22 protein-coding genes and 2 pseudogenes are annotated in these 22263 nt (G+C 31.9%); 17 read left to right on the top strand and 7 right to left on the bottom strand.

The annotated features are described in order from the left end of the window. Window positions 1–4: 4 nt before the first annotated feature. The 16 genes from BB_RS04615 to BB_RS04540 all read left to right on the top strand — a co-directional run bounded on the left by BB_RS04615 (window position 5) and on the right by BB_RS04540 (window position 14781). On the top strand, window positions 5–2644 hold the full coding sequence (locus BB_RS04615) for a right-handed parallel beta-helix repeat-containing protein (RefSeq protein WP_010890299.1): 2640 nt from the start codon (window positions 5–7) through the stop codon (window positions 2642–2644). Beyond that, window positions 2645–3427, top strand: a complete 783-nt coding sequence (locus BB_RS04610) for a hypothetical protein (RefSeq protein WP_010890298.1) — start codon at window positions 2645–2647, stop codon at window positions 3425–3427. Window positions 3428–3436: 9 nt separating this feature from the next. Continuing rightward, on the top strand, window positions 3437–4234 hold the full coding sequence (locus BB_RS04605) for a hypothetical protein (protein ID WP_010890297.1): 798 nt from the start codon (window positions 3437–3439) through the stop codon (window positions 4232–4234). Between the two features lie 10 nt (window positions 4235–4244). Further along, the gene (locus tag BB_RS04600; RefSeq protein ID WP_010256648.1) at window positions 4245–4583 is read left to right on the top strand and encodes a hypothetical protein; all 339 of its coding nucleotides are present in this window, start codon (window positions 4245–4247) and stop codon (window positions 4581–4583) included. Then, window positions 4580–5770 carry a PBSX family phage terminase large subunit gene (locus BB_RS04595; RefSeq protein ID WP_010890296.1) on the top strand — a complete coding sequence of 397 codons (1191 nt, stop codon included), beginning with the start codon at window positions 4580–4582 and terminating at the stop codon, window positions 5768–5770. The genes BB_RS04600 and BB_RS04595 overlap by 4 nt, the downstream gene beginning before the upstream one ends. Before the next feature lie 11 nt (window positions 5771–5781). Beyond that, entirely contained in the window at window positions 5782–6807 is a 1026-nt protein-coding gene (locus BB_RS04590) for an anti-CBASS protein Acb1 family protein (protein ID WP_010890295.1), read from the top strand. A 25-nt stretch (window positions 6808–6832) separates the two neighbouring features. After that, a complete protein-coding gene (locus BB_RS04585; protein ID WP_010890294.1) occupies window positions 6833–7378 on the top strand; it encodes a hypothetical protein in 546 nt (181 codons plus the stop codon). Then, on the top strand, window positions 7379–7888 hold the full coding sequence (locus BB_RS04580) for a gp53 minor capsid family protein (protein ID WP_010890293.1): 510 nt from the start codon (window positions 7379–7381) through the stop codon (window positions 7886–7888). Window positions 7889–7922: 34 nt separating this feature from the next. After that, window positions 7923–8756 carry a cytochrome P450 family protein gene (locus BB_RS04575; RefSeq protein WP_010890292.1) on the top strand — a complete coding sequence of 278 codons (834 nt, stop codon included), beginning with the start codon at window positions 7923–7925 and terminating at the stop codon, window positions 8754–8756. A 12-nt stretch (window positions 8757–8768) separates the two neighbouring features. Then, on the top strand, window positions 8769–9107 hold the full coding sequence (locus tag BB_RS04570) for a hypothetical protein (protein ID WP_010259656.1): 339 nt from the start codon (window positions 8769–8771) through the stop codon (window positions 9105–9107). 15 nt (window positions 9108–9122) lie between these two features. Continuing rightward, window positions 9123–9515, top strand: coding sequence for a hypothetical protein (locus BB_RS04565; RefSeq protein ID WP_010890302.1), 393 nt, complete (start codon window positions 9123–9125; stop codon window positions 9513–9515). Window positions 9516–9745: 230 nt separating this feature from the next. After that, window positions 9746–9955: a hypothetical protein gene (locus BB_RS07805; protein ID WP_010259148.1), complete on the top strand. Its 210-nt coding sequence runs from the start codon at window positions 9746–9748 to the stop codon at window positions 9953–9955. Continuing rightward, window positions 9945–10763 (top strand): hypothetical protein, encoded by an 819-nt coding sequence (locus tag BB_RS04555; RefSeq protein ID WP_010256678.1) that lies wholly within the window; start codon window positions 9945–9947, stop codon window positions 10761–10763. The genes BB_RS07805 and BB_RS04555 overlap by 11 nt, the downstream gene beginning before the upstream one ends. 9 nt (window positions 10764–10772) lie before the next feature. Further along, the gene (locus BB_RS04550; RefSeq protein WP_010890301.1) at window positions 10773–11201 is read left to right on the top strand and encodes a hypothetical protein; all 429 of its coding nucleotides are present in this window, start codon (window positions 10773–10775) and stop codon (window positions 11199–11201) included. 89 nt (window positions 11202–11290) lie between these two features. Beyond that, the gene (locus BB_RS04545; RefSeq protein ID WP_010256686.1) at window positions 11291–11488 is read left to right on the top strand and encodes a hypothetical protein; all 198 of its coding nucleotides are present in this window, start codon (window positions 11291–11293) and stop codon (window positions 11486–11488) included. Next, on the top strand, window positions 11485–14781 hold the full coding sequence (locus BB_RS04540; RefSeq protein ID WP_044283648.1) for a tape measure protein: 3297 nt from the start codon (window positions 11485–11487) through the stop codon (window positions 14779–14781). Before BB_RS04545 ends, BB_RS04540 begins: the two co-directional genes overlap by 4 nt. A 194-nt stretch (window positions 14782–14975) precedes the next feature. Here BB_RS04540 and BB_RS04535 read toward each other — a convergent pair whose 3' ends face one another. From BB_RS04535 to BB_RS04520, 4 genes are read right to left on the bottom strand one after another with little or no spacing between them, the layout of a single operon-like run. Next, window positions 14976–15527, bottom strand: coding sequence for a chromosome replication/partitioning protein (locus tag BB_RS04535; RefSeq protein ID WP_010890286.1), 552 nt, complete (start codon window positions 15525–15527; stop codon window positions 14976–14978). Between the two features lie 58 nt (window positions 15528–15585). Then, window positions 15586–16353: a ParA family protein gene (locus BB_RS04530; RefSeq protein ID WP_010890285.1), complete on the bottom strand. Its 768-nt coding sequence runs from the start codon at window positions 16351–16353 to the stop codon at window positions 15586–15588. Then, window positions 16314–16886 carry a DUF226 domain-containing protein gene (locus BB_RS04525; RefSeq protein ID WP_010890284.1) on the bottom strand — a complete coding sequence of 191 codons (573 nt, stop codon included), beginning with the start codon at window positions 16884–16886 and terminating at the stop codon, window positions 16314–16316. Before BB_RS04525 ends, BB_RS04530 begins: the two co-directional genes overlap by 40 nt. Before the next feature lie 9 nt (window positions 16887–16895). Further along, window positions 16896–17984 carry a plasmid maintenance protein gene (locus tag BB_RS04520; RefSeq protein WP_012666107.1) on the bottom strand — a complete coding sequence of 363 codons (1089 nt, stop codon included), beginning with the start codon at window positions 17982–17984 and terminating at the stop codon, window positions 16896–16898. Window positions 17985–18207: 223 nt separating this feature from the next. On the opposite strand from BB_RS04520, the pseudogene BB_RS04515 reads away from it, so the two are divergent. Beyond that, window positions 18208–19373: pseudogene (locus BB_RS04515) on the top strand (RNA-guided endonuclease TnpB family protein). A gap of 274 nt (window positions 19374–19647) precedes the next feature. Here the strand turns inward: BB_RS04515 and BB_RS04510 are convergent. From BB_RS04510 to BB_RS04500, 3 genes and pseudogenes are all read right to left on the bottom strand, one after another. Then, window positions 19648–20160: pseudogene (locus tag BB_RS04510) on the bottom strand (P13 family porin). A 175-nt stretch (window positions 20161–20335) separates the two neighbouring features. Then, entirely contained in the window at window positions 20336–21217 is an 882-nt protein-coding gene (locus BB_RS04505; protein WP_010890283.1) for a type ISP restriction/modification enzyme, read from the bottom strand. Between the two features lie 37 nt (window positions 21218–21254). Continuing rightward, window positions 21255–22148, bottom strand: coding sequence for a P12 family lipoprotein (locus BB_RS04500; protein ID WP_010890300.1), 894 nt, complete (start codon window positions 22146–22148; stop codon window positions 21255–21257). Between the last annotated feature and the right edge of the window lie 115 nt (window positions 22149–22263).

The raw sequence follows: 22263 nt of genomic DNA, 5'->3' as shown, positions 1-22263 counted from the left end.
TAAGTTGAAAGATCAAGACAATTCAAGTCAAGAATCCGAAGCCTTAAATCAAGAAACCGAAAAAGGTGCCGAAACTGAAGAAATCTCAAATCCCAAAGAAGATACATCGGAAAATTGTACTTCTTTGGGGCTTGATATTGTATTCTACACGGACGAGGGTCAAATTTTTGAACTTACCCCTTTTGTTGACACTACAAGCATTGTTCTAGAAGAAAAAATAGTTGATCCAAGCCTAAAAACAGCAGCAAGCACGTTCAGCTTTAGTGTAAGCGGCCTATCAGAAGAATTTTTGAATTTCTTATTCTTCAGAAACGAAGACATTTTCGTAAAAGTAAATGATAAGAATAACCCCGTTTTTAGGGGAATTCTAGAAAAATTTTTCAGCAGAGATCTGTTCAATAGCACCAAAAGTGTATCATTCACCGTTAACGACTACTCTAGCCTACTAAAGATTGCATTCGAAAATCCAGTTCAATTCCCAATCAATTTTTTACCAGACTGGCTTTTTGTATACAATCCTTTAGCAAAAGAACTTTCACTTGTCCATCTAATAATAGAAAAAACTAAACTAAAAGACCTTATTGATGATGATGCTAGCGAAGCAATACTTGACAAAGTCCCCGCTGTAATCATTGATTCTGGAGAAGATGTAGAAACTATTTTGCAAGCCTTGTTGTATGAATTCGGATACGCATACACTTTCTCTTCAGTCGGCAAACTACAAATACTTCCAATTTGGAAAAGCGAAGTTATTACTAAAGAAATTGAAATTTGTACTGTGGATGCTGAAAGTTATGTTATGTCAAAAAGTAGCTCCAGTAGCTACGATTCAACTAAAGTTATTTGGAGAGAAGGCAAATTCCAAAGCAAAGAAGAAGCAATGTCCAAAAAACGACCACTGTACTCAGCCCCAATCAATGTTGCTGGTACCGATGGTGCACTGTACGTTGCAGTTCTTCAAAAAGGCGTAGTGTACCCCGACTTTGCAGACAAGGTCGGAAGCAGTGTTTTTCAAGAATACGATCCTAGCTGGTTAGATACAGTTTACAAATGGGACTTCAAAAGGCGCGAGGTTTGGCACGACCACTACGCCATAAATGAACATTTAGCAATAATCTCAACTCATAACCTTGAAGTAAGGTTTAGTGCCGACTCCTCCATCAAGCTTGAAAATAAAGAATATTTTCCAACAAAGGCTAAGCTTTGGTTTAGAAACACTTCTAGTAGTCAAGGCTCCAAATATATTTACCACTTTGACATTTATGGTGATGTTTTCTACACAATAGCTCAAAATGTACTCCAAACCGACAATGCTGATGATTTTTACTCTAAAAAGTTTGAATACACAACCAGATTCATTTTTTCCGAAGATTCAGCATTAAGACTTTTTGAATTCCTAACAAACTTACGTGTCAAAGGACACACTATTGTTAATTTTAGGTCAATGCAGAATCTAAATATAACCGATTTTGTCAAACTTAGACTTGACAATATTGGGATTGATCATTTTTTCCTTATACTTTCAAAAAAAATTACTAATTTCGATCTGGATATCAAACTTTACGAGTACGAGGGAATCACTTGGGGTGACTACACTCATTACGAATACCTTACAACTTCAACCAAAATAGGAATAAGCGACTATTTGTCTGGGGCTCACAAAGTTGTTATTGCACCGTTTAATTATGATGGGGCCGAAACTTACCAATTTAAAGCCTCCGGGTTTAAAGACGAAAATACTTTAAATGGTTCAATTGAATTTGCAAAACAAGCTGGACTTAACAAGATCAAACTACTTAAAGGCGATTTTTACATTTATGATCAAGTAAAACTAAACAATTTAGAAATCGAAGGCGATGACGAAGTTTTCATAAGAAGCACGGGGTTTTCTAAACATATTTTTACATCAGAAAAATCATTCAGGCTTTCTGGAGTCAATATATGTCAACAACCAATGAGTGAACTTTACATTAACGGAGGAGATCTAAACCAACAAGAACTGGCACCTTACCTAGAAGACAAAAGCTTTACACAGCCCGCTGTTGTAGTGCTCTGCTCATCATATTCATTGCAAGAAGAGGCCAGATCATCAGTCTATGTTACAGATGCAAGCTTTGTGTACATCAAAAATGTCACATTTACGTGCGCATTAAACAAAGCATTGCATTTCAAAAAAACAAAAAAAATTTTACTTGAAGATGTAAATTTTGATTCTACAAATCAAAGTTTTGACATAGAAAATGTTACCAATCTAACACTAATTAATGTTAATGCTCAAGGAAGCAAAACTGCATCAGTTGCAAATGGACTTAATGCAATAATTAGAGAAAGCTTCTTTACCAACAACACCAATGCGCTTAAGCTTTCCAACTTTTCAAGTTTGAAAATAACCGACACACAGTTTATCAAAAATAGCGGTACTGCGCTGCATTTACAAGATATTACTAGCGCAAGACTAAGTAACAATACGTTTACAGAAAATAAAGTTGGACTTGAAAATCATGCTTTTGACTTGATCGTACGCGATACTTTTGTAAAAAACACACTTGCCCTTAATTTAGCAAGAAAATCAAATGCAGGGGTGCGAACACTTGATCTTAGCACTTACATGGAAAACACTAAAGACAAACAGGAGGTTGCTTAGATGTTAAGTGATGATGATTTTGAAAACATCAAAAAAAGACTTCAAGCCGACAATATCAAAATTCAATTTGGCGTTGGAACTATGGAAGAAGCAAAAAATTATGTTGGCAAACTTGGCGAACCTATTGTTGTTAAAGATAAAGAATTATTTGCTATTTGCAATGGTAAAGATACTACTAATAGAAAATATTATCCCATTAACAAGAATACCAAGCCCCCTATTGGCGAAAATATAGATGATTATTTAAAAGACTTAGTTAATTGGTGTTTAGAAAACACTTATCCTGGATTTTTAACTGCAGAATTCGTCGAGCAAGGATCTATATCAAGAAGCAAGTTGGTACAAGCTTTTGAAGATACTAAAAAATTTTGTATTCCAGATGGAAGACCTCTCCCAGACAATTGTTTTGTAAAAGAAAAGTTTGGAATATCTTTGGCACCTAAGTTGTCGGGCAGATTCTTGAGACACTATGATTCTGGCGGCTCCACCGATTCTGACGGTACAAGAAGCTTAGGGCATACACAAGAAGATTCTTATAAGAGTCACGATCATGATCTTGACTTGAGCGTATTGGATAGTCTGCGAGGGCGACTTGTGACTGATTACTCCTCCATCAGAAGAGATTCTAATTGGAGTACAGGCTCCACCTCTTTTGTTACTCATATAGAATACGGTGAACCAATACAGTCGTGGCGATACCCTTCCTACACAAAATACAGTGGAGATGACGAAACACGACCCAAAAATACATGTTATATTTCATTCTACAGATATGATTGGTAGGTAAAATCAATGATAACACAACAAGACTACACAGAAATAAAAAAGAAACTCGAAAACACTAAAACTCGAATCCAATTCAGAAATGGAAATAAAATAGACTCGCTGGGATACCAGGGCTCTCTTGGAGAACCAATTTTGCTAAAAGATAAGCTTACTTTCTCAATATGCGATGGGAAAAACATTGATAACAGAAAAGAGTATGAAATTACTAAAAATGCACCAAGTTTAGATTCACTTATTGAATATTTAGAACATATGATTTTGTTTTTCTTGGAAAAAACACCCGTAGGTACCTTGACTGCCAAATTTGCAATGGAAGGATCAATCCTTACAAGAAGCAAATTGATTCAAGCATTTACAAACACAAACAAATTTTGTATTCCAGACGGAAGAAGCTTGCCAAGCAATTGCTACGCATATAAAGTTTTAGGAATATCTTCAGCACCCAAGTTGTCGGGCAGATTCTTGAGACACTATGATTCTGGCGGCTCCACCGATTCTGACGGTACAAGAAGCTTAGGGCATACACAAGAAGATTCTTATAAGAATCACGATCATGATCTTGACTTCAGTAGAATTAATTTTAAAGGCAAATTAGTAAAAAGAATGACAATGATTTATCGTAGTGCTGATACTTGGTATACTTGGTATTGGGCTGAGGAGATTATGTCTCCCTTTATTACAGGCTATAGTTATGAAGAGATAGACCCCGAATATTTATTACCACCTTTCACAAGTCAAAGTGGTTCAAAAGAAACAAAACCTAAAAACACTTGCTATATATCTTTTTACAGATACGATCTTTAGGAGAAAAATTATGGACAATTTACAAATTCAAGAAAATTTAAAAAAATTAATAGAAGAAAAACTTTCTTTTGATAATCAAACTGTACACAATTCCAGCAAACAAGCGTTGCTTAGACTGTTTGTCAACAAAATGTTTGAATTTTCAAACAGCAATGTGTTAGCAACAAGTCTACATGCATTCAGAATGTTTTTTGCGGTCTTTGAAATGAGCGAAGCTGAAGATTTAGTGCTAGACATTATTAACAAAGAAAAATTAATTATTGGAAACAATACAAGTACGAATTTTGTAAAAAGTTGTTCTTATACCGAAGAAGAAATCAATAAAATTATTAACAAGGGTGAACTATGAGACTAAGGCGACTTCCAGTATATGTTGATGCCTACAAAGAAAAGCCCAATGCTGAAATTTTCATATACTACTCAAGTAGGGGAACTGGTAAAACCTACGACATTGCAACTGTTAATTTAGAAAGAAAATTTAGTGCTGATGGCGGAGATACCCTTGCAATTAGAAAAAAGAAAAACAAAACAACACAATCAATACACAAAGAAATTTTAGAACTTTTAAGCATATACAACTTAAGAAAATTTTTCAATATAAGCAAAGCAAAAATTGAAAGTAAGAGTTTGATTTTTGGGAAAAAACGTGCTTTTGTTTTTGAAGGGGGGCATGATACAAGAGATTTAAAATCTTATGCGCATTTTAAGGACTTATGGCTGGAAGAAGCCAATCAGTTTAGCGCTGATGATATAGAAATGCTTGTCCCTACAATGAGAGAACAAGGCGGCAGAATCTATATGTCAAGCAATCCGGTGCCTAAATCACATTGGCTATACAAAAGGTACTTATCAAATCAAGACAATCCTGCTGTGTGTATAATCAAAAGCACTTACCGTGACAACCCATTTTTAAATGGTGGAGACGTACAAGCTTGGCTTGAAAAACAAAGACTTGCATATCATGGCAATGACATTGGTTTTAGAATTGAGGTTTTAGGAGAAGAGTTTGATTTTGGTACAGCAAGGCTAATTAAAAAATTTAATGTGTGTGGTCCCGAAATTCTTTCCAGAGCTAATGGAAGCTATTATACAGGAATACACGTTAAAGGCAACAGAATTTGTTTTTTAGAAATTCTTGTTGGAAGAATTTCCTATCTTCCAGTTGTAATTATTACAAACGCATGTAGTAAAGTTTTACTATCAAAAACTGATTACCAATCCGAAATTAATAAATTTAAAGGGGTTTTTGTATTGCCAACAGCAAGAGAAGAACTCAAATATGTATTTTCTCGTTTTGGTAGAGGTACTTTGCTTGCAAAAAAACGAAACTTGTATTCACTCTCAGACTATTTGATTCCGTCTAATCTTAATGTGGTAAACAAACCCGAAACCACTGATGTAATTTCAGAGTTCAACGAAACTGAATATTATTATGATGAATCTAGTGCAGAAGATAGCGAAGTTACAAATTTTGTTATGCAAAAAGATTTGGTATACATCCCGGCATTTCTCAATGCCATATCGGTTTTTAGCTAAAGGAGCTTCTAATGTTTAGAATGAAATTTTTCAAAAAACCTAAAGAAACAAAACTATTTCCAGTAAGTGAATACACACCACACCAGGATCAATTAAGGCTTGCGCATCAAATAGCTGAAATTTACGCGGGGTTTGCATCTTCAAGAGATATTGAGCACAAAGTCGATGATGGACTTTCAAAATTATTTGATAATAATTTCAGAGCTGTGATCAAAAAAATGGTTTATACAGCAATTTTGTCTGGAGAAAGCCATTTTTATATAGTAGTTCCAGATTCCGATGATCCACACAAGCCACTAAAAAAAGGGTTTCCTTGTCTTTGCTATAACTTTGGTGAAGTTGTTGATGGGGGATCTTATTTCTTAAAAAATATACATGAAAGCAGAATCATTACCATGAAGTCTTCTTTTCTAAATTTTGAGTCTCTAAAAAAAAGCAGCAATATTATGAACACGCTACTTAATGAAACGGTAGGGTTTTTAAGGGTAAATAATTTTACTTTCCTTAAATCAGCAACTCTGCCATCAGTCAAGGATATGACTGCATATGATCTGGCTGAAGTTAAAAAAAACATTGAGGGGGTTCTTGATAGTAACCACAAAATGATGATACTCGGAAGAGAAGATGATATTGCTAATGTAACAAGATCTGTAAGCCCACTAAAAGATGCTTTTGAAATCATTGTATCAGACATAACACTTCATTCAGGAATTCCCAAAGAAATACTGTATCCAATATCTCCTTCTGGAGAAGGCAGCGTTGGCAACTATGATATTTTTTACCTAAACATTGAGCAGATATGCAAACTAATGGTAACGCCATTCATCAATGCGGTACTTTCAAAATTTGGATTAAGCTCTAATTGGTGCTACAAGCCAGTAAAACCAATTAGCCAAAAAGAACAAGCCGAAATTGATGAAAAACATGCAAAAACCTTAGCAACTTATGTGGAACTTTTAAGTAAGGCGAAAGAAATGGGAAATGATAGCTTGTATTTAAAAATACAAGATGAAATGAATCAGTACTTGCAAATTTAGAAAATTTAATTTTAAGGAGGTCAATATGCAAGAACAAATAAATGAAGAAACTGTTGCAATTTCTGAATCTTTGCCAAAAAATGACAAAGAACTTGTAACAATATCTTCAGAAGAATATGAACGATTAGTGGCTGATGCAAAAAAATTGCCAGACATGATATCACGAGAAGATTTCGAAAAACGACTTGCTGAGGCTGAGAGCAACTTTATAAAAGCTCGAAAACAAGCCGAAAGGCAAGCCGAAGCTAATGCTTTCAAAGATTCTAAAATTTTGTCAAATCTTGAGAAAGCTTGTGAGCAGTATGAAATTGCTCCACCTTTTGCTAATGTTCTGAGCGTAAAAGACGCTAAGCTTGCATTTTTGGATGCAATGAAAAAAAAGTACAACATCAAGTTCAAAATTGACGAGGAAGGTGACCTTGATTCGCAAATCGACAATATCAGCTTGCTAGTACAAGAACTTACAGCGTACAAGCAAATGGTAAATGCAAGAAATCGATTTACAGGTCAAATTATTAACGAGACAAAATTACAAAAATACAAAGATAGATTTGCTTTGGGGAGGGCATAAATGGCAGATTTCGATTTTACAAAATTATGTAAAAATTTCGTTTTAGGAGTTGAACACAAAGCATGCGTACATCAAACTGAAACCGCAATAGTTGATGTTGAATCACCCATCATCAAACCGGGAGATCCAGTTTATTCAAGTGGATCAAGTGAAATGGGAGAAGTACTGGTAAAGGCTGCAACTGCAACAGCGGGAGTTGGTCCTATTCGTGGATTTGCCTTAAAAAAGGCAGATATTGCTTTACTAGAAAGTGAAAATTACTCACCGGGCGAACTAATTCCAATAAGACGTGCCGGGGAAATAACCGTTATGTTAGATAACACATTTGCAACTCCTAAAATTGGTGATTTTGTCTTCTTAAAGGGGGGGAAACTTGTAAAAGACGGCAAAGGGGGTGTGCAAGTTGGGAGAATCAAAGATGTTAGTCTTGATGCAAATAGCAAAGTAGTTTTGCTTGATGTTAATATTGGCCCTGAGTTTGAGTCTAATGGTAACAGAAAATTTGCATGAACGTAAAAATTTGTGAAAAAATAGGAGGTAGTTCTTGAGTAGAAGTATTTTTGCAGAAGCAAGTGGTAGTTACAGTGCAGATATAATACAACTTGCAAAAGGTGGCCTTTCCGAGCTTGTACCTTACAAGATGATAAGTAGAAATGATCTAAGACAAGGTTATTATATTGTCAAAAAAGCAACAGTTGACCACAATGTCACAGCAACTTTTGGTGATCATAGCAATGAAATTGGAAAAAGTAGTATTTTCTTCAAAGAAATGGCTTACAAGATGCACGTATTTGATACAGTACAGCGAATTTCTCTAAAAGACCTAATGTACGGAACTATAACCGAAGACGAAGTAAAGGCTAATCTAGAGCTTGGCCTTATGAAGGATGCATACCATTCTGTTATTTTTGGTAAAAAAAACATCAATATGGAAGGCATTGCAAATCTAAAGGGCAGAAGTAAAGTTACTGTTGAAACACTTACTAATGGATATACGTTGTATGAAAAAGTAGCACTTGCAAAACGTGAAGCAGAAAAACACATGGAAAAACTTGATGAGGGTTACCATCTTTTAGTTCCTCACAATTTTTCTCACCTTTTATTAGAGTTATACAGCGAACCTCAGTATGTAACAGTTAAAGAAGCACTTTTTAGAGATCATAAAGTGGTAACTTCGGTTTTCAAAGGATTGAAAAATCCTATACTTTATCAACCAAATCCAGAAGTTATGTTTGTTCCAATGTTGTCAGAAATATTCTTTAGAAAATTTGCATCATCAGACGGAGATTACATTCATGCCTCAATGGAATCAGCAGGAATAATTCACTTTCAACCACAAGAAGTTATTGAAATTGAAGTTACAAAACCTAATGGGTAACAAACTTAGCAAATGAGTGAACTTGACGATCTTATTATGTGGATCAATCTTACTAAGATAGAATCTTTACGAATTGAGTGCACTAATGAAGACGGAAACATTAGTATCCCAGATCAAACAAAAGTGCAACTTTTTGAAGTACTAAGATATGCAAAATCTATTTTGGCCTTGTACCAAATGGGAGTTGCTTACAATAATTGGCTTGTAATTTTGCTTGATGTTCTTTATTTAGAAGTTTTCAATATTAGGTGTAAAGGAGATCAAAAAGAGTGTAAATTTAAGTACTTGCTCTCTCAACTTGATTTCCTATTCCCTCGTATTGATTCTTGTCCCTTTCTTTATATTGGTTGACCAAAAGGATAACAAATGGAAATTGGAGAAAAAATAAGAAAATCTATATTTGATAATGCAAAAAGTTTCGTTGGTTTTAAAATCCGACAAAAGTCGGACTCCTTAAAATCACATATCCCCGGACGATTGTCGAATGTAACAAATATTGATTTAGAAGAAACTTCTTTGGGAATTAATTTAAAAGTAAAGGTAGGCTCCCCTCTTTCTGAATTTCTAGACTCAGGACAGGCATATAACAACAACTTGCCAGCTCCAAGTCTAACAAAAATCAAAAGTTGGGCAGCATATAAGGGTATAGAATCCTCAGCAGTACCCATTTGGCTATCTTTGAAGAAGAGAAAACCTAAAAACCAATATACAAACTGGACAAGCGATTTAGTAAAGGAGTCTGCAAAATTACTTAGATGAAGCACATAGAAGAATTTGTCATTAATCTGAAAAAGAATTTGAAAACTTACTTGGCTACTTGTAAACAAACAACCACAAAAGTATATTACAAGTCTGAAATGTTTGCATGTTCAAACTTAGACTTGCCATCAATTGTCTTTGCAGTAAAAAGTACTGGAGAAATTCTGAATCATTGCAAAAATTACTCGATGCTTTTGTGTCCAAAGTTCATAATTTACACAGAGTGTAGCATGCGTCCTACTTTAGGGCTTGAGATTGCAAATATAATTGTGGCGTTTCTAATGCTAAATTATTCGTTGAAGTATTTTAGCATTGACGATTCCCAGGTTGAAGACGAAAATTCTGATGCAAGAATGGTAACATTGGTTGATTCAACATTGGGAATTAGGATAGATGGCGCTGATTACATTAATTGTCGTGGAGGTAAAAATGGCAATTGAAAAATTGAGAATGCCGACTGGCGCAGTGCTAGTTACGGTCAATATTGAAAAATTCAAGTGGAATTTCAAGGGTTCAGACATTAAAAATAATAATGAACCTTCTGGAACAGATCCTACTAATTTAGTTGTAAAAGATTTGGGCTCAAACATAACAAAGCCTACCAAATGGAAGTCAATTAGCGAATGCATTTTTAGGGTTAAAAAGATTGATTCTAAGTCAAAACTTACATCAGATTTAGATCTAAAAGAAGGTAGTATTTTCTACTATAACAAAGATCTTTTGACAAAAATATCTACTGCATGTGATAATGCTGATGAAATTGATGTTCTACTTTTCAAAACATATTGCTTAGGGTATTCATATACCATCAGCTCAACAAAAGCTACAGAAACTCTAAAAACAACTTGCGGATCAATCTCGGCAATTGGAAAAATACCAGAGCAAACTGTTGAGTTTAGCGGGTACTCCGTTAGAGAAACCGCAACTAATAAGGAAGAAATCCTAGATACATATATAGAAAAATCGCATTTCATAACACAAGATATTTCAAAAAATAATGACCAATGGCAAATTGGAAAACGCAGTTTGCCTACAAATTACGAGTTCACGGTACTTTTTGTAGATCAAATTGCAGATCAAGATCAAAGAACCAAATTCATGGTGGGCGAAGGACAAATTGCAACTTACAACCCAAGCCAGGACTTGAACAATCAAAAAATCGATCTAAAGTGCCAGCTTACTCTGACAAAACCCTTAGTATCCCTTTCATGCGACTATATTAAAGATGCAAGGTTCTTCAAGATTTAGGAGGCAACAATGGTAATTAATGTTAATTTGACTGGCAGGGTAATGTTACCCTATATCCCAGACTATATTAGAAACGGCAAGGAAAAGATCAAAGAAGAAGAGAAAGCATATGTGGTTTTGAAAGACATTAACTATGGGTTTGTGGAAAATCTAAAGGCAAGACAAATCGAACTTTTCAAAAAATTGAATGGCGAGAATGGTAAAACCAATTCCAATGCTATGATTGAGTCAACAAGCGCTCAAATTCAATTTGTAAAAAAAATTTGGGATGAAAATGTGGTAGGATTCGTCGGTCTTGAAAATCAACAAGGAGAGGTTATCACCAAAGAGATGGTTGAAGGTGACGCTATCTTGTTTCAAGACATGCTTTCAAGTCTTGCAATCGAAATTAATTTTCTGGCAGATACTCTAAGGGTTGAGCGTGTTTCAAAAAAGTAGAGCTTGCATTCTCTTATATTACAAAAAAAAATCACTATGACCAAATTCTGAATTTTGCAGATCGCGTGAATTCAGAATTCATAGTGAATATGAAAAAGGAACTTCCCTGGATCAAATATAATGAGGATGCTATTCTGCATTTACTAAATCAAGCCTTACTTTCAAAAAGTATTGGCAGCTTGCCTAATAGGGGCGGCCTTTTTGAGCAAAATTACTGGTTTGTTTTGGTTTTGAACGAACTCAATTTGTACATCAAAAATCTTGAGAGCGAGAGCAGAAGTAGATGAAACTTGATGAAATAATAATTCCGCTATCAATGTCGATCAGCAATAATCAAAAGCTGGACGCAATAGCAGAAACTCTAAAAAAAATTGCCGAACAAAAATTTTCAAGTCTGGATGATTTGAAGTCAAAATTAGAAAAATCTGCTAAATCTGGATCCAACTTAGAGAAAGCGCTAAACAAAAGTTCGCAGAATGCTATTAAAAACTTCAAATCTCTTGCAAATTCTGTTAATTCCGTAAATTCCAAAGCTGGCAGCATGAAAAGTATAGGCAAAGTTCTAAAAAGTGTTGGAAAAGGCTTAGGAAGTGTAAAGAATTTGGCAAACAAAACTGGTGAGGCATTCAACCAAATGTTGGCGGCTTTTGCCCCAATTATTATGGCTGTAAAGGCTATACAAGCAATCGGCTCTACAATAAGTGGAATTTTTGATGGCGCTATGGATGCTCTTGATGAATTCAACGAAGAAGTGTCAACGTTTTCTGACATGCTTGGAAACGAAGACCTTGGAAAATCTTTAGCAGAATCCATGAGGGCTTTTGGCGATGAAACTCTTTTTACTAGAGACGCTATTGCTAATGCTACTAAAACAATGCTTTCTTATGGTGCAACTGCGAGTGAAGTTGAAGAGAGAATTAGAATGTTTGGGGAGGCTGCTGGTGGAAGTAGCGAGGGGCTTGAGAAATTAGCCGAAGTATATTCTCGTGTAGAATCGAGCAATCAAGTGAATTTAGAAGATTTGTATGCACTTCGTGACGCGGGTGTTGACATTACAGACATTTTGGCAGAAGAAGCTGGTTTAGCTGGAGAGGCATTATATAAGGCAGCGAGCGATGGAAAAATAGGATTCGACGCCCTAAATAAAGCTCTTTCCAAAGCCACTAGCGAAGGTGGTAAATTTTATGGGAACACCGCCAAAGAAGCAAAAACTTTAGCTCAAGCTCAACAACAAACTGCCAAAATGAGCGAAAAGCTTTTCTTAGACATTGGAAAAGCTCTAGAGCCAATGATGATTGGATTTGAAAAAGTAAAACAATTTCTTATGGTAGCAATCATGGTTCCTTTGACCAAGGTGACTACAGCTACAATATACTTAACTACCAAATTGGGTGAGCTTGTAGCATATCTTGCCGGCAAGTGGGTGCAAGGCATGAAAATGTTGTTCAAGGCCATTACCACGCCCTTTGTTAAGCTCTACGAGGGAATCAAATACGTAATCGGCAAGCTAAAAGAACTTGCAACATATGTTTCTAGTGGATTTTTAGATCGTTTTAAGGGTGCGTTTGAGCCCATTATCAAATGGGTTCAAAAGTTGATAGATATGATATCCAAAGCGTATACAAAATTGAAAAATCTGGTTACTTTTTGGAAAAAAGCCGAAAAGGAAAAAGACACTTCTGGTTCCGAACCCGAAAGGGATAAAAAGTTTGATCCAAATGCAAAAACCAATATTAACAAGAAAATGGCAGAAGACTATCAAAAGCTGCAAGACGAAATATTTAATAGGCAGAGGGACATCTATAATAAGACCGGGAAAGCACGAGAACAAGCCTTAAGGAATCTTGAAAAAACCATAAATGAAAAAAACCAAAAGTTTAAGGATGAATACTCCAAAATATTTGATCAGTTAACTGACGAGAACAAGAAAATTTTAGTCGGAGTTGAAAAATCAGTAAATGAGTTCAATAACTCCAATTATGATTTTGTGAATGAGTACCAAAATTTACTAAAAGAAAAAGAAAGTCGTGAAAGGGAAATAATCAAAACTCTGCCCCATACAGATCAAGTAAGCGCTTTACAGAAACTTAATGATGAAATCAATGAAAAGAACAAAGCGTTCGTAGAAAAATATGGAAAAAGTTTCGAAACTCTGAACGAGTCTAACAGGCAAGTTGTAGTCGCACTTGAAAAGCAGGTTAATGAATATGAAAAAACCGCTTTAGATCGATCTTTTGTCGAGGCTCAAAAAGCTCTGCAAAAAGAAATAACCGACTTAGAGTGGGAAACAATGCTACTTCCAGCAAAAGAAAGAGCAAGTGCTGAAAAAAAGATGGCATCCAAAATTCAAGCAATGTATAAAAAATTCGTGGATGAGCACAAATCGCAATTTAAAAAGCTAAATGAAACCAATAGAAACACTATAAAACAATATGCTGAGAAAGCTCAAGATACGACAAAAAGCTTATATGACAGCATGATAGACGGCCTAAATGTCTTTAAGAATGCCTTTATGAAAGATATAGCGGGCAAATTTTTGAATAAGGATACGGGAGAAAGTATTGGAGAAGAATTTCATAATTTGATTAATGGGAAGGATGTGAATTGGGGTGAAGGTCTGGAAAAAATGACAACACAAATGTACGAATCTTGGAAAACTGGATTAAAAACTGCTGCTGGAGCAGTTTTTGGACCTTGGGGAGAAGCTGTTGCGGAGCTTATAAACGGATTGACCGATTTTGTTTGGGGAATTTTGAAGGGGCAAGAAAAAGCGAGAATTAAAGCAATTGAAAAAAAACGGGACGAAGATTTGGAAGAACTTGAAAAACGAAGTGAAGTCGAACTTAAAAAGCTTGAAGATCGTTTTGATGAAGAAATCAAAATGAGAAAAGAAAAATTGAGCGAATTAGATGATGAATACACTAAAGAAATAGAATTTCTCAAACAAGCTCAAAGTAAAGGACAAATATCTGGTGAAGAATTTCAAAAAAGATTACACGATGTACAAACAGAATATAAAACAAAAAAAGATATAGAAACCACCCAACTTACTAAGACCGAAGAGGCTAAAAAACTAGAAGTAGAACGCAAAAACAAACTTTCTAAACTAGAGCCCGAACGAATAAAAGCACAGGCCGAAGTTGATAAGGTAAATGCTGAAGATTGGTGGAATTTGGGCAAGCCTGATAGGTTAAGAAAAACACAAAAAATTTTAGACGAAATACTAAAAAGAATTGCAAAAGTAAAATCAGCTGGATCTATTGAAGAGATAAAACTTGCTCATGGCGGTGCACGATTTGTTTCAAATAAACCGACATATATGCCAAACTCAGGTGTAATGTCTAGTGAGTTTGGTCAACCAGAATTAGTAAGAATAACTCCAGCACCAATAGATGAAAATCTACGCAAACTTGAAGCTAAAATTATTGCAGAAGAAATTACTAAATTACAAAAAACTCAAAGCAGTACAGTTGTAAATAATTTTTACTATAACTTTAATGGAGATGTGCTTGATGCTGAGAAATTAGTTAGAATGCTAAAATCAAAAGAACATTTAATGGGATTCAGAATGGCAGAGTAGAAAAATATGAAAAAATTTTCAAATTTCTTGATATTTTATCTTTTTTAGTATATAATATTGATATTGATAGTTCATAATTTATTATGTAACTATCAATACCTTGAAAAAGACCTTTAGCTTTTGCTAATGGTCTTTTTCTTTTACTCTGCTATTAGAATAAAAATTCTATATAAGTAAAAGTTTGCTTAAATATACTAAGAGTATTTTTGTTTATTTTTATATTCTTCTAATTTTTTAATAAGCTGTTCTTTGTTTTTTTGATAAAAATCTTCAAGAATATAATTAGCAAACTTTGGATTCATTTTGTAAAAATCGCATGCCTCTTGTGTTTCTAGCCTAACCCTAAGTGGTGTTATTAAATTTGCTTTAGAGTTAATTTTTTTATCTTTCATCAAATTAAATAAAGTTTTATCAATCCCATTTTCTATAATATCAATTTCTTCAAGCTTTCCTTCAAAAATAAGTTTTGCTATTTTAATATACTTATACGCCTGAGTTCTGGCTATTTTAAAGTCAAAAATAAAATCTTCAAACTTTTTATATCCATCTAAAATATAAAGTTTTCTATTTCTAATTTCTAGTAAAATTTTCATTGTATTTATTTTATTTCTAATATCATCTTCTATTCTATTTTTAAGTTCATTTTTTAAAAGTTCATACTCTTTTTTGTCTCGTTCTTCAGTATTAATATAAGTAGCATTTCTTACAATCCTATCATTTATTATTACTTTTCTATTTTTTACCATTTTTTAAACTCCTCTCTAAAAAAGTCCAGTGCCTGGACTTTTTTTAAAAAAAATCATGCTAAATTTTTTCTAAAATTCTTAAATATTCTTTGTAGTAATTTTCGTTTTCTTTTGGCCCTATAGCATAATCTATTATCTTTTTCAAAGCTTCGCTTTTGTGAACTTCTCCAATAAACTTATTTAAATATTTTTCTTTTAATAAAGACATAATTTCAGTTGAAGTAACCCTTCCTATTTCAACCTTAGATGCAAAAATATGAATAATTTTGGCCTCTTTCCCCATAAAATTATTTTCTAATTCTTTTATCTGATTTATTAGTAATGGCAAATTTTCAACTGCCCACCTTTCAAGTGGAACCGGTATTATAACTTTATCTGCAATCACAAGAGCATTGTCAAGCTCTGACGATAAACTTGGGGGAGTATCAATTATCACGTAATCATAATCTTCTAAATAATTATATACTGCATTTCTAAGCATGAGTTCTTTAAATTGATTTCCTTCTTTGCTAAATTTAGCAAGCTCTAGATAACTTGGAATAAAGTCCAAATTTTTAGATATACTAATAACAACATCCTTAAAAGTTTTATGTTTCTTTATTAAAGAATAAGAATTATAAATGTTAATTAATTCCATTCTCGGATGATCTTGAGTTATAAAATAACTTGTAACTGCGTTTTGTGGATCAAGGTCCACAAGTAGCACTTTATTAGTTTTGCTAAGAATTGTTGAAAACATTATCGAAGAAGTGCTTTTACCAACTCCTCCCTTAATTGAAGCAATAGCTATAATATGTGGTTTTTTAGCCAACTTTTTTCTATCCATTTTATAAAAGGTCCTTTTTGTGGGTATTTTTTATCATAAAAATCATATACTTGCCTTTCTAATGTCGTAAACATACTAAATAATGCTTTATTGTAGGTCGTATTAACATTTTCTTTTTTTAGTATCCTGGGTAAGCTCTTAAAGTAGCAAAAAATACTTCCCTTTTTAAATCTAACCTCCATGTAATATGTCTTTGACAAAGAATAAGATTTTTCAATTCCGCCAACTTGGTACTTCACAAAAATTTTCTTTATTCGTTTTTTATACCCGTAATAAATGCCTAAAAATTTATCATCTGCTCTTAATGTAAATAAATTAAATTCTTCAACTTTTGATTGATTAAATAATCCTCTTAATGATATACGATATTTATTTTTTTTCTTATTAAGTCCAAATTTATAAATATCCATCATTATTTTTGTGTGATATATTGTTTTATCATTATCTTTTTCAATCTTAATAAAAAGATCTTTTTTATTTGAACATCTAACTATTGGTTTAACTAATTGTATGGATTTTGCCATGTTTTGCATATTTAATTCTTATACAACTTCTTTTAACTGAAGATTTTTTTCCTTTTTTATTATTTCTAATAATTCATAATAATAATTATTATTAAATACTTTATTATATTCTAATTTATTTTTGCTATTCAAATAGATTTTTAAAATTGGTTTTAAAACGTCAATTTTTACTTCTTTTTTTAGTTGTTCAATGAGTATATTGAAAATGTTTGTCCTCATATTTTCGCAATCTTTTTGTAAGTTTTCTTTTTTTCTTTCAATTGATTTTTCTAATTTGCGTTTTATATGGCTTAAATCTTTATATTTATGATTTTCAATGATAAAATGGGGTTTAGTTTTGTAATTTTCATATATTTTTTGGAAACTTATTTCTAATTGCTCAGGATTATATCCATTTTTTTCTAATTGTTGTTGAGTGTTGCTTAATATTTTCTTTAATTTGTTTTGCTTTTCTTTAAAATAAGACACATTTAAATATGTATTTTTATTTTTTGTTAGGTTGATTTCAATTCTTTTTATAATTTTGAGTATTTTAATCAATTCATCTTTATTAATATCCAAATTTAAAATTGGAAGAATTTCTTTTAATAAAGAAAAGTTGCATTTATTGAAGTATTTTATTACTTGATACTTTTCTATTTGTATAATCTTTCTTTCTTCTTTTATATTATTATTTTTATTATTTAAACACTCCACTAAATCTACACTCCCATTTTTATTAAATTTGTCGTTAAGATAGTTATCAACTCTAGCTTTAAACCTATAGTCTTTTTTTTCTCTAAAATGTTGATTGATTTTAAGATAACACTCTTTTTTAGAATAATTTAGCTTATAGTAAATTTCAGTTCCGAAATTTATCCCTAAGTGTTTGTAGTAGTTAGTTGTTACTTTAAATACTTTTTCTAATTTATAAAGATAATTTTGCATTGTTCTTAGTGTAGTGGTAGGTTGTCCATTTCTTTTTAGGTTTTCATTAAAGCAATAGAGTATGTTTTTTTGGGTATATTTATTATATTTGCTGTTTACGTATGCAAGTGTTGAAAGAAGAACTATTAATTTTTGTTGTAACTTGTTGTGACAATTTGGCTTTTTTGAATTATTAATCATTGTTGAACTCCTTATGGGATTTATATTATATATAATGCACAATTTTTTCAGAAAAGTAAATACTTTTTTCATAGAAATTGTAGGTGGAGTATTCTTTGTTATTTTTAGATAAAATTATAATTTGCCTAACTCTCAATATTTAATTTTTATGAATTTTTTCATATTTAGGTGGAGATGAATTTATAACGCAAGTTAAAATATAATATTATAATTATAAAAAATAATGAGTGCTAATAAAGCTTATAAGTGCAGAATATATCCCAACACCAATCAAAAAAAATATTTTTCAAAAGTATTTGGATGTGTAAGATTTTTGTATAACAAAATGTTAAGTGATAAGAAAGATTATTATAAAAATAATGGACAAAATCTTATTACCTATCCAAGTAAATATAAAGAAGAATTTCCTTTTTTAAAGGAAGTTGATAGTTTGGCTCTTTGTAGTGCGTGGATCGACTTAAATTTTGCGTATAGTAATTTTTTTAGAGAAATTAAAAAAGGAAATAAAATGCAAGGATTTCCTAAATATAAAAGTAAGAAAAATAGGCAAACTTATAGAACTAATAATCAAAAAAACTCAATAAGAATAGAAAATGGTTATAAAAACTACCTAAAATAGGGTTTATAAAGTTGTGTCTACATAGGTGCATTAAAGATAATGAGCTTGTTAAAAATGTAGTAGTAGAAAAAGATACTGATGATAAATATCATATTTCAATAACAGTTGAGTGCTTAGATACTAAAAATAACAATGAAACTAAAGGTGATAAAGAAGAGATAGTTGGTATTGATATGAGTATGAAACACTTTTTAGTAAGTAGTGGGGGTGAGAAAATCAATCATCCTAAATATTTATTAAAAAATGAAAATAAACTTAAAAAATATCAAAGAAAACTATCAAAAAAGCAAAAAGGTTCTATTAATAGGGCTAAATCTAGATTAAGAGTTGCTAAGCTGCATAAGAAAATTTCAAATCAAAGAAAAGACTTTTTGCATAAATTATCTTATTACTTTGTATCCAATTATAAAAACATAGTAATAGAAAATTTATCAATTAAAGGCATGCAAAAAGGAATGTTTGGAAAAAGTATTAATGATTTAGGATGGTCTGAGTTTGTAAGACAATTATCATACAAATCAGAGTGGTATGGATCCTCTTTGTATAAAGTAGATAGAGATTTTCCATCAAGTAAACTATGCAGTAGTTGTCACATTAAAAATACGACTCTAAGATTAAGTGATGCTAAGTGGACTTGTAGTAGTTGTAACACTTTGCATGATAGAGATATAAATGCAAGTCTAAACCTTAAGGCTTATTCTTATAAAGAAATAAAAACTAAGGCAGGAACTGCCCGAAGTAAAGCTTGTGGACCATGCTCTAGTGGATGACCGTTCTTTTAGAGCCTAAAAAGCTATCATGGGATGAAACAAGAAGCTATTTCTATAATCTTTGATTTAGAAATAGCAGTTCACATAAAGACGCTTGATATTAATTTAAATTTAATCTATAATATAAATGGCGTAGTATGAATGTAAAATAATTTACGTTTGAGCTGCCTTATGGAATCATTTACAATTGAAGGGCTTAAAGAAGTTCTTTAGCAAGAGAGTTTCTTTAAGCCCTAATAATATTTGAACAATCTTTTTCTAGGTAAATTGATCTTCAATAGGATTTTTTAAACGACAGTTGGAATCCGTTTATTCCAATGTCAAAATTGGGTTCAACCCCCGCAAGTGCAATGCCGAGCCTTTTTTTAAGGTCTGCGTTGTATCTATTAGCAAATTTAAATGGAATAATAATTCCAGTTATGTAGGATGCTACAATTGTGAGCCCTCCTATTCCTGATAATACTCCTCCGGTTATTACTGTTGCTGTGCTTTCTGTAACGCCTCCAATACCTCCTACGATCATGTGTCCAGCCATTATAAGTATTCCTTCCAAGCACTTGAGAGCCAAGTAGTGCACCACCACCAATATAATCTCCTTGAACAAAAGATCCTATCCCTAAAGACAAAAAGATATTCAAAAGTAATGGTGCTAGTATGGTTGCTTTTTCGCTTTCATATTTCATTACAGTCGCGATATCTCCACTCCAACACCTTTTTCAAGTTTATCTTGTGCAAAGATTTGCATTGTTAAACTAAAAATTAATATTAATGTGAAAATTTTTTTCATATTAATATTACCTCCTAATAATTAAGTTTTGATAAACAAATGTTAGCACAATTTTTAGATTTTATTTATGGAGTTGAATCTTTTCTTAAAGATATTGTTTGAATTTCTTTGCTGTTCTAAGCAGATTTTAATGTAAAGTTTTCATTAAACTCTTTTAAATTTGAAATTATGCTATCTATTTTTTTTGTATGCCAATTGTATAATGAATTGTTTTGATGACTTTTTCGAGATGTTCAACTTCTTTTGAGGGCATTTCTCTGCCTTTTCTATAAGTTAAGTAACTTTTTAGAGTTTGCCAACTCCCAATAGTATAGTTATACACCTCTTTGGAAACATTAATAAATCTAGAAGTTTGGTTATAGTAAAGTTCATTTGTTTCTTCTTTATAAAAAACTTTTTCTATGATTGAGTTTTGTTTTAGGGTTTCATCTAAAAATGAAAAACATTTTCCAATGTTGATATTTATTGTTGGAACAACTTTTACTAAATGAGAATTAATGAGATCTGTTCCAAGTTTGCCAAGTGTTACAAATATGTCAGAATTATCTACGAAAATAATTTTAGGAAAGTCTATTTGTAGGTGTTCGTAGAATCTATCTCGATAGATATTTGAATAAAGAATTGCGTAAATATAGCCAAGTATTTCTTCTGCAGTAAATTTTTTATTGTATTTAACATCAAGAAAATGTCTAAATTTATTTTTAAAGTTTTCTTTTTTAACTCTCTCAGGTGTTTCGCTATCTTCTTGTATATAAATTGGGAAAACATATCCTAGTGGAATAATGCTTAATTCTGATATTTTAGAAGTAACGAAAGCATGAGAAAAACGATCAGTTTTGGATAGTCTTGTTGTTATTAGTGCTATATTATTTTGAATTTCTAAGATATGTTTCATTATTTTATAACCAGGCCTAATTATGACCCCCCTATTTTTAGAGTAATAGGTAAATCTATTATCAAACGGTCTAGTAGATACTAGAACTAGGGAGCATGATATAAAAAAAATAAGTTTATTATTATTTTTGTTATTTAATTTACTTTGTAAATTTATTTCCACCTAAATTTCATAGAAATTATAGGTGGAATATTCTTTGTTATTTTTTATTGAGACTTTCTAAAACAGTTTTTGCATGTTTAATAAGCTCTTTTATTTTTTTCTTTCTTACCATTGGTTCAGCTCTTTTAAAAGCAAAAGATTCTAAACTGCTTAAAGCACTTCTTGCGTCACTTAAAGCCTGTCTAGACAATTCTAATGCATAATAAGATCTATTATTTTTACTCTCTAATCTTTTAATAATACTTTCTTTTAACCTTTTCTGAGCGGTGTCAAAAAAGAAAGCCGCAGATCTTATTTCATTTTCTGCAATATCAATCATATTTATAAGCTGCTCAAGTTCAATATTTATCTTTAAATTATTTTGCAACAGTGTTAATTTATTTATCTTATCTCTATTGTTCTTATAATTTTCCATTAATGATGTTTTTTTATTGTGAATCTTTTCAATTACATCATAAAAATCAGAGTTTATTAAAGCATATTCATCTTTAAGTACACGTACTTCTCTAATTAATTCAGAAAATTTAGAGTTTTGAAGAATATTTTCTTCTAAATATTTAATTGCTTCATCAGCTTCCTTTTCTTCATTAGTAGAAGGGATTAAATCCTCCTCTTTTATCTCTTTTTTTTGAGTATGCACAATTGAAATATTTGGTATATTAGCCTTATTCTTTGGTGATTCTGAAGGTATTATAGGCTCTATAGGATTAATTAAATCCTCATATTTCCATTCTCCAAAATTTTTAGTAAAGCTTTTTTGCTTTTCTTGATTACTATATAAATCATTAAGACCATCTTCTTGAACACTATTCGAAACTTCTTTTACATTATTGTTATTTTTTTGTTCTTTGTTACTAGATAATTTGGAATCTAAATTGCAAGACATCAATCCTCCCATTAATAATGTATATAAAAACAAACTTTTTCTCATAAAAATATCTCCTTTTATCTAAGTAGGAATATATATTATAAATAATAATTATTCTTAATTGATATTATATATCATTTAAGAATAATTACAATAAAATATAAATAAAAATATTTTT

Origin of the sequence: Borreliella burgdorferi B31, from assembly GCF_000008685.2 — a bacterium.
In the GTDB taxonomy this organism is placed as follows: domain Bacteria; phylum Spirochaetota; class Spirochaetia; order Borreliales; family Borreliaceae; genus Borreliella; species Borreliella burgdorferi.
The sequence above is the reverse complement of the archived record's forward strand: the minus strand, read 5'-3'. Positions and strand labels throughout refer to the sequence as shown.

What these genes read in the sequence shown, in the direction of transcription:
- BB_RS04535 (WP_010890286.1), bottom strand. Translation starts at nt 15,527, where the DNA reads ATGGTAAAAAATAGAAAAGTAATAATAAATGATAGGATTGTAAGAAAT.
- BB_RS04570 (WP_010259656.1), top strand. Translation starts at nt 8,769, where the DNA reads ATGAGTGAACTTGACGATCTTATTATGTGGATCAATCTTACTAAGATA.
- BB_RS04600 (WP_010256648.1), top strand. Translation starts at nt 4,245, where the DNA reads ATGGACAATTTACAAATTCAAGAAAATTTAAAAAAATTAATAGAAGAA.
- BB_RS04520 (WP_012666107.1), bottom strand. Translation starts at nt 17,984, where the DNA reads ATGATTAATAATTCAAAAAAGCCAAATTGTCACAACAAGTTACAACAA.
- BB_RS04540 (WP_044283648.1), top strand. Translation starts at nt 11,485, where the DNA reads ATGAAACTTGATGAAATAATAATTCCGCTATCAATGTCGATCAGCAAT.
- BB_RS04550 (WP_010890301.1), top strand. Translation starts at nt 10,773, where the DNA reads ATGGTAATTAATGTTAATTTGACTGGCAGGGTAATGTTACCCTATATC.
- BB_RS04590 (WP_010890295.1), top strand. Translation starts at nt 5,782, where the DNA reads ATGTTTAGAATGAAATTTTTCAAAAAACCTAAAGAAACAAAACTATTT.
- BB_RS04555 (WP_010256678.1), top strand. Translation starts at nt 9,945, where the DNA reads ATGGCAATTGAAAAATTGAGAATGCCGACTGGCGCAGTGCTAGTTACG.
- BB_RS04565 (WP_010890302.1), top strand. Translation starts at nt 9,123, where the DNA reads ATGGAAATTGGAGAAAAAATAAGAAAATCTATATTTGATAATGCAAAA.
- BB_RS04580 (WP_010890293.1), top strand. Translation starts at nt 7,379, where the DNA reads ATGGCAGATTTCGATTTTACAAAATTATGTAAAAATTTCGTTTTAGGA.
- BB_RS04500 (WP_010890300.1), bottom strand. Translation starts at nt 22,148, where the DNA reads ATGAGAAAAAGTTTGTTTTTATATACATTATTAATGGGAGGATTGATG.
- BB_RS04585 (WP_010890294.1), top strand. Translation starts at nt 6,833, where the DNA reads ATGCAAGAACAAATAAATGAAGAAACTGTTGCAATTTCTGAATCTTTG.
- BB_RS04610 (WP_010890298.1), top strand. Translation starts at nt 2,645, where the DNA reads ATGTTAAGTGATGATGATTTTGAAAACATCAAAAAAAGACTTCAAGCC.
- BB_RS07805 (WP_010259148.1), top strand. Translation starts at nt 9,746, where the DNA reads ATGCGTCCTACTTTAGGGCTTGAGATTGCAAATATAATTGTGGCGTTT.
- BB_RS04605 (WP_010890297.1), top strand. Translation starts at nt 3,437, where the DNA reads ATGATAACACAACAAGACTACACAGAAATAAAAAAGAAACTCGAAAAC.
- BB_RS04545 (WP_010256686.1), top strand. Translation starts at nt 11,291, where the DNA reads ATGAAAAAGGAACTTCCCTGGATCAAATATAATGAGGATGCTATTCTG.
- BB_RS04595 (WP_010890296.1), top strand. Translation starts at nt 4,580, where the DNA reads ATGAGACTAAGGCGACTTCCAGTATATGTTGATGCCTACAAAGAAAAG.
- BB_RS04525 (WP_010890284.1), bottom strand. Translation starts at nt 16,886, where the DNA reads ATGCAAAACATGGCAAAATCCATACAATTAGTTAAACCAATAGTTAGA.
- BB_RS04530 (WP_010890285.1), bottom strand. Translation starts at nt 16,353, where the DNA reads ATGGATAGAAAAAAGTTGGCTAAAAAACCACATATTATAGCTATTGCT.